Origin of the sequence: Streptococcus sp. DD11, from assembly GCF_001578865.1 — a bacterium.
GTDB classification, from domain to species: domain Bacteria; phylum Bacillota; class Bacilli; order Lactobacillales; family Streptococcaceae; genus Streptococcus; species Streptococcus panodentis.
The window spans coordinates 563,266-569,216 of record NZ_KQ969392.1 but is presented as its reverse complement, the minus strand read 5'-3'; the positions used below and the strand labels follow the sequence as shown (position 1 = coordinate 569,216).

Annotated in this window: 6 protein-coding genes and 1 pseudogene; all 7 read left to right on the top strand. The window is 39.7% G+C overall.

What is annotated here, in order from left to right:
• Window positions 1-1,209, top strand: a pseudogene (locus STRDD11_RS02685) (FtsK/SpoIIIE domain-containing protein); the annotation flags it as partial.
• Window positions 1,210-1,224: 15 nt separating this feature from the next.
• Entirely contained in the window at window positions 1,225-1,593 is a 369-nt protein-coding gene (locus STRDD11_RS02680; protein ID WP_128835079.1) for a septum formation initiator, read from the top strand.
• Between the two features lie 3 nt (window positions 1,594-1,596).
• Window positions 1,597-3,747 carry a hypothetical protein gene (locus tag STRDD11_RS02675; protein WP_128835076.1) on the top strand — a complete coding sequence of 717 codons (2,151 nt, stop codon included), beginning with the start codon at window positions 1,597-1,599 and terminating at the stop codon, window positions 3,745-3,747.
• A 10-nt stretch (window positions 3,748-3,757) separates the two neighbouring features.
• Window positions 3,758-4,762, top strand: coding sequence for a hypothetical protein (locus STRDD11_RS02670; protein WP_128835074.1), 1,005 nt, complete (start codon window positions 3,758-3,760; stop codon window positions 4,760-4,762).
• A 2-nt stretch (window positions 4,763-4,764) separates the two neighbouring features.
• The gene (locus STRDD11_RS02665) at window positions 4,765-5,145 is read left to right on the top strand and encodes a WXG100 family type VII secretion target (protein ID WP_002899634.1); all 381 of its coding nucleotides are present in this window, start codon (window positions 4,765-4,767) and stop codon (window positions 5,143-5,145) included.
• Between the two features lie 158 nt (window positions 5,146-5,303).
• Window positions 5,304-5,504: a hypothetical protein gene (locus STRDD11_RS02660; RefSeq protein WP_128835072.1), complete on the top strand. Its 201-nt coding sequence runs from the start codon at window positions 5,304-5,306 to the stop codon at window positions 5,502-5,504.
• A 198-nt stretch (window positions 5,505-5,702) separates the two neighbouring features.
• Window positions 5,703-5,951: hypothetical protein (locus STRDD11_RS02655; RefSeq protein ID WP_164828344.1), on the top strand; the 249-nt coding region annotated here is incomplete at its 3' end.

Below are 5,951 nucleotides of genomic sequence, written 5' to 3'. Positions count from 1 at the left end.
TTTGTGCGGATCATGGAGCGGGAGCTCAGCCGGCGGAAGAAGCTCTTGTCCGACTATGGTGTTGGTACACTAGAGCTCTACCGTCAGGCCAGCGGCAAGGAAGAGCCGGCGATTGTCATCCTGCTGGACAGCTATGAGTCCATGAAGGAAGAAGCCTATGAATTGGAGCTCTTTAAGCTCTTGGTGCGGATCTCCCGCGAAGGTCTCAGCATCGGCGTTCACCTCTTGGTGACAGCGGGCCGTCAGTCCAACCTTCGAGCGCAGTTCTATGCCAACTTCAAGCACCAGCTGACCCTGCCGCAGAATGATGTGGGCGAAGTCCGCTCGATTGTGGGCTCTACCCCGCTTGCGGCGACCATGGAAGACATCAAGGGCCGGGCGCTCATGAAGCGCGATGAAGTGGATGTGCTCCAGCTGGCTCTGCCAGTAGCGGGTGCCAATGATGCACAAGTCCTCAACAACCTGCGTCAAGAAGTCGCTTCTCTCCAAGAAGCATGGACTGGACAACGCCCAAGTGCTATTCCGATGGTGCCAGAGGAGCTGACGGAGGCAGACTTCTACAGCCGGGCCAGCGTCCAAGCTGCCTACGAGCAGGGCTTAGTACCGCTAGGATTGGATATGGAGACAGTTGAACCAATTACTTGGAACCTATCTAAGGGCAATCTTCTCTACTTAACAGATCGTCAGGAGTACATGATGGACTTTGTTAATCAATTGACTCACGGTAAACAAAAAGTTATTGTTTTTGCACCAAAACATCATGGCCTTCAAATTGAGAACGGAGTAGATTATATAACACAGGAAGAGGAATATGTGGCAGCATTGGATACTATAAAAGATAGAATCGAGGGGCGTTTAGAGCGTCGGGCATATGAACATGTAGCTACAGTTGTCATTTATGATTGGGTGAACCTAGTACAAGAACTGAGTTTATCTAATCAAAATAAGCTCCTCTATGTGTTAGAAAAAGGTGCAAGAGTTGGCTATGCTTCTATTGTTATTAGTGATAGCAATCTTTCAAGACAAATTGATGAAGTATCTAGATTAGTAAAAACTTATAAACAGTCTCTTATGGGCATACGATTCAATGATCAAACGATTGTGACAGCAACAAATAAACCTCCAATGAGAGAAGGGGCCCTTGATACACAGATTCACTATTACACAGTGGATAGTTTAACGAAAAAATTAAAAGTATTGATGAAATAAGAAGGGAAGAAAACTATGGGAAAAGCAGCCATACAAGCACAAATCAATGGTTTGAGTGAAGCATTGAGAGGTCTAAATGCAGAAATTGCAGAATTAGAAGAAGCAACTAAAACTCTATCTGGCGTCTCAATTGATTTTGAATATATACTAGGTGATGCTGAATCAATTGAAGAAGCGTATAATTTAGGTGGAGAAAAGTATGAAGAATTAGCAACTCAAGAAGAAAGTACAGTAGATACTGTAAAAAAGAATTTTCAAGGCCATAAAGATACAATGTTATCGCAGTTAGTTACCAAGACGCTTTCAAAAGCAGCAGAAGCAGCTGGGCTTAGCGCAAAGATTAGTATATTGGAAGTTCAAAAATCACTTACGAAGGAGAATTAAGCGATGTCAGAAGTTATTGAAGTAAAAGATGTTCCAGGACTTGGAACTTATAGCGTATCTATTAGTTCCTATGCGGAAGCAGTCCAGTCAGCAGGAGATCAAACTCAACGCAACTTTACAGACAAAATTCAAGGGAGTCATGCTGATGCTATCCAAGCTTTCCTATTCCGTTTAAATACACTTCAGAGTCAGGTCTTTGATCAGGTACCAGAAACGTTAAAGAAGTACAGTACAATTGTGAGTAATTTTGAGGGGACTGTCAAAGGGGCTGGTTTTACTAGTCGTGCTAAAACCTCAGGTGATGGTATAAGTAGTGTTGCCTCTAAGATTGAAACAGATCAAATTACAGAGATTGAAACGACGAAAACATCATTGAAGTCTGCTCTTGATAAAGCAGCAGAGGTATTAGGGATTGAGTCACCAGATGTTGTTACCCCTACCAAAACAGCAACAACTGAATTAACTCAGAGTGTTACTAATCGTAAAACTGCTCATCAGCAGCTTGATCAAGGAAATACAGTTTTTAAATCAGAATTGGAAAATATTAAGGCAACACTGGAAGCTTATATTACAGTTGTGCAGAATGCGAAGGCTTTTGCTTCAGCTAATGCAACCTACCTGTTTGATCAAATTAAGCAAGGACATCTTACTGCCGAAAATATGTACTATACAGCTTTAATACAAAACGATGCTGATATTGAAGTTTTAAAAATTGTATTGGAAGATCGGCTTCAAGATATTGGCCAAATCAATGATGAAAAAGTTACCTCGGGTGGTTATCGTATCTTAGGCGAGGAAGTATTGAATTGGATGGAAGCAGGTGACTTTGATGAATATGATAAACATGGAAAAATTATAAAAAAAGGTCGAATGAATACTCTATTTGGGGCTTTAGGAAAAGTCCCTCAGGAGCGCACTCAGCGTATCTTAAGGGGGATGTTATTTGCAGGAGATGAGCATGCTGAAGATGTTCGTAAGTTGCAGGAAGCGGAATACAATGAGTATGGGAAAGCTAGCTTGGATTCTGATAGGATGATAGCCTTAGATAACGAAATGATGAGAGTTAATCGGTATAATGGCTTTATAAAGACCCTAATTGCTATTAATTATGGTCAAATCAAATTTAAAATCCCGTCTAGTAAATTTCACCTAAATGAGGCTGATCAAGAGGCATTTGTTGATGATGATATCGAAATTTGGCAGGATGGTAAAGAAATTGTTGTTAAACGTTCTGGTTGGCTTGGCTCCTTCAATGGATCACCACTTCCTTCTTATGAACATAGTGCACAGTCGGCCAAAACTATATATACTAGTGAGTTTAATACTAGTTATGCAGGTCAAGTAGGTAGTGAAGTAGAAAAAAGACTGACAGACCTTGAACGTGAACGTCAAGAAGCAAAAGTTTCTTATATGAAATCTATGGCCAGTGGTTTATTAGTTCTGGGAGCGGCAGCATCTAATGGTGTTATTCCAGTCCCTGCAGCTGTTGGGGTAGCATCTATTGCAAGTAAACTGTTTTTGGATAGACCACTTCATGCAGGGTTAGATGCCCTAGATAAATCTGGTTTTTCCTTATTTAAAAGAGGTGCCCACCAAGATTTATCACAGGCTGGCTTAAATCATGATCAAGGTTTTGCAGCCGCTGCTTCTGCAATTGATTTGATTCAGGCACATGACAAATATAAAGTAAAACAACAGATTCTAGATGATAAGGAAAAGACAGAATTTGCAAACCTACGTAAAAGTATTATTGGCGGTGGTGGTTGGGCCTTAAAGGCTAATGAGAAAACAGTTATGACTAGTACCGAAAATTATCATGATTTCCGTGTGTATAAGCGTATTGAGGAATTGGATAATCTTGGTGTGACAGGTTATTTGAAAGAAAATGGGATTCCTCTAAAAACTTATAGTGAAAAATTAGATGACCTAAAAATTGATGATGAGATCAAGAATTATCTCTTGGGAGGGGCGCCAGATGATGAAAAAGGGAAAGTGTCGATTGAACAGATGAATTATAATCAGCTTAGTCAATTACGTGATGGAATTGAAGCACTAGAAGCAGCTGATATTAATGACAAACGTGAATCTATTAATGGATTTGAAAGCTTTACTACTTATCTGAATAATGCATATCAGCCATCAGTTATCAAATAGGGAGGAAGATATGAGCAAAAGAAATAAGAGTTTTCGTATTCTGATTTTTCTATCATTAATAAGCTTCTCAGTTTTTGCTATTTGGTATTTATATCAAAAAAATGCGAAAGAATTTCAAGAAAAATACGGACAGTTTACGTATTATTCTCCTGAATATGAACCTGTTTATAGCTTTCTTGAAAACGATAAGGCTATTGCTTATAACTGGAAAGTTGTAAATTCTGAAGAACAGGAAAATATGAAAAAAGCAAAATCATATATAGATCCTGAGTATAATGTCATAAGAGAGTTTGACTCCGGATATTTCGTCAATAGTTACATGAAGCTCAAAGCTAATCCCAATCTATTGAATAAAGGTGAATTTAATCGAAATATTCCTCAAAAAGGGGAATATTGGAAGTTGGCAGTCTACAAATTCCAGAATAAAAAATTAAAAAAGAGAGAATTTGATGTTTTTGAGATGGTTCGTAACTACGACTCTGATTTGATTCCGATAAAAATACGTTCACATATTATAGCGGACTCAAACGCTCAAAAGTATTATGCAGTAATCTATTTAAGAAAGAAGTCAACTGATAAAGAAAAGGCATATTGTATTGATCTAGATGAAGGGCGAATTGTTTCAGATAAGGGAATTAATCCATATAGAGATCTTCCTAATAATTTTACGACCTCCACTAATTTTGCTGAACGTATGAAAAAAAGAGGTGTCGCACTTCATTTAACATGGATGTCCCTGGAAAGTTCTTATTCAGAAAAACAATTTGAGAATTCACTTCTATCAAGTAAATATCCCCAAGTATATAAGATTATGCATGAAAAAGATGCTTGTATTGCTTTCTTAAATAAAGAAACCGATGTTGAGTTAGTAAAAAACGTAACCGAACTCTTCTTTCCGCCTGGAACGAATGTATTTGAGAACGTGACTATCCCAGCTCAATATTCAGTAGATGGGCAGGAACATGTCATTAATTCAGCGGAAGAATTGCAAAAATACTATAAGGAAGGAGAATAAGCATGGGAGAAAAATTAATCGATGCTGATAAAATAGAAGGACTTAAAGTCCGTTATAGTACTATGGAGCACTATATGAGAGAGGATACAGATAGTCTAGTGAAATCCTCTGCTTCAGACGCATTTCGTGAGGCAACAGCTAAGGCAAAGGAGATGGCCAAGGACTTGACTGAAACAGTAGATGCTCTAGATGAATTTCTGAACTCTGCTGCAAGGGAATTTCGGGCGATGGATCATAATATTGCTAGTGTGATTGGGGGAGAAAAGCTAGCTACTTTTACTAATAGTGAGAAAGGAAAAGTGGCAGCATATAACGGACTCAGTGGTCAGGATAAGAAACAAATGGAATTCAGCCGTAGTAAATACAGTGACTATCCATATTAGCAAAACATTTCACCTGCCTACATCGCTTGTTGCTGTCCTATAAAACTTTTATATACTTTTTAAGGAAAAGGTAATTCTTTTTGTAGCAAGTTTCTGTCCTAACATTCTCTCCTTATGCTATAATAGTCTGTAGAAAGTTGAGGGAGCGATAGAAAAAAATTCTGCTCTATGCTCTGATTCAGGGGCTGGCTATCTTTGTGATTACAGGTCTGCTTTGTTTATTTATGCGGGGGAATTTTTTCTTCCATGCCTTGGCGCCGATTTTTGGTCTGGCAGCGGGAGGTTTTCGCTTCGTGACGGCCATGATGACAAAAGCATTTGCGCCTAGTCTCTATGAGGATTGCAAGAAAGAGGAATAATCTATAGAGTAGACAGTAGGTCTGGGGGCTTTGCCTCAGGCCTTTCTTTTTCTCTTCCCTGCTTCATTCTTTCTACTCTCTACCCTACCTTATCTCTCATGTGGTATAATGGGACAAGGACATTTTCCTTTTAGTACCTTGAAAATTCTGTATTTATCCACTTATTTCTCTGCTCTGCTATTTCCTCAAAAAAATAAAATGACGGATCTGGGCTGCTCGCTGATCTTCGTGCAGGATGTGATGAGCTCGCTGTCTGAGAATATCAAGACGGTCATCAATATCAAGGACCGCAATACGGGTCAGCTGGTCATGGAAGAGGGAATCCTGCGGGAGACTGACTTCCAGCTGGATCATTTCCCGGCTGGCTATGACCGGGAAGACATCGCCCGGACCTTGGCGCCGCTCCATCACCTGCAGAATCTGAAAAGCTCTATCCCAGATACGGTC

What these genes read in the sequence shown, in the direction of transcription:
- STRDD11_RS02680 (WP_128835079.1), top strand. Translation starts at nt 1,225, where the DNA reads ATGGGAAAAGCAGCCATACAAGCACAAATCAATGGTTTGAGTGAAGCA.
- STRDD11_RS02675 (WP_128835076.1), top strand. Translation starts at nt 1,597, where the DNA reads ATGTCAGAAGTTATTGAAGTAAAAGATGTTCCAGGACTTGGAACTTAT.
- STRDD11_RS02670 (WP_128835074.1), top strand. Translation starts at nt 3,758, where the DNA reads ATGAGCAAAAGAAATAAGAGTTTTCGTATTCTGATTTTTCTATCATTA.
- STRDD11_RS02665 (WP_002899634.1), top strand. Translation starts at nt 4,765, where the DNA reads ATGGGAGAAAAATTAATCGATGCTGATAAAATAGAAGGACTTAAAGTC.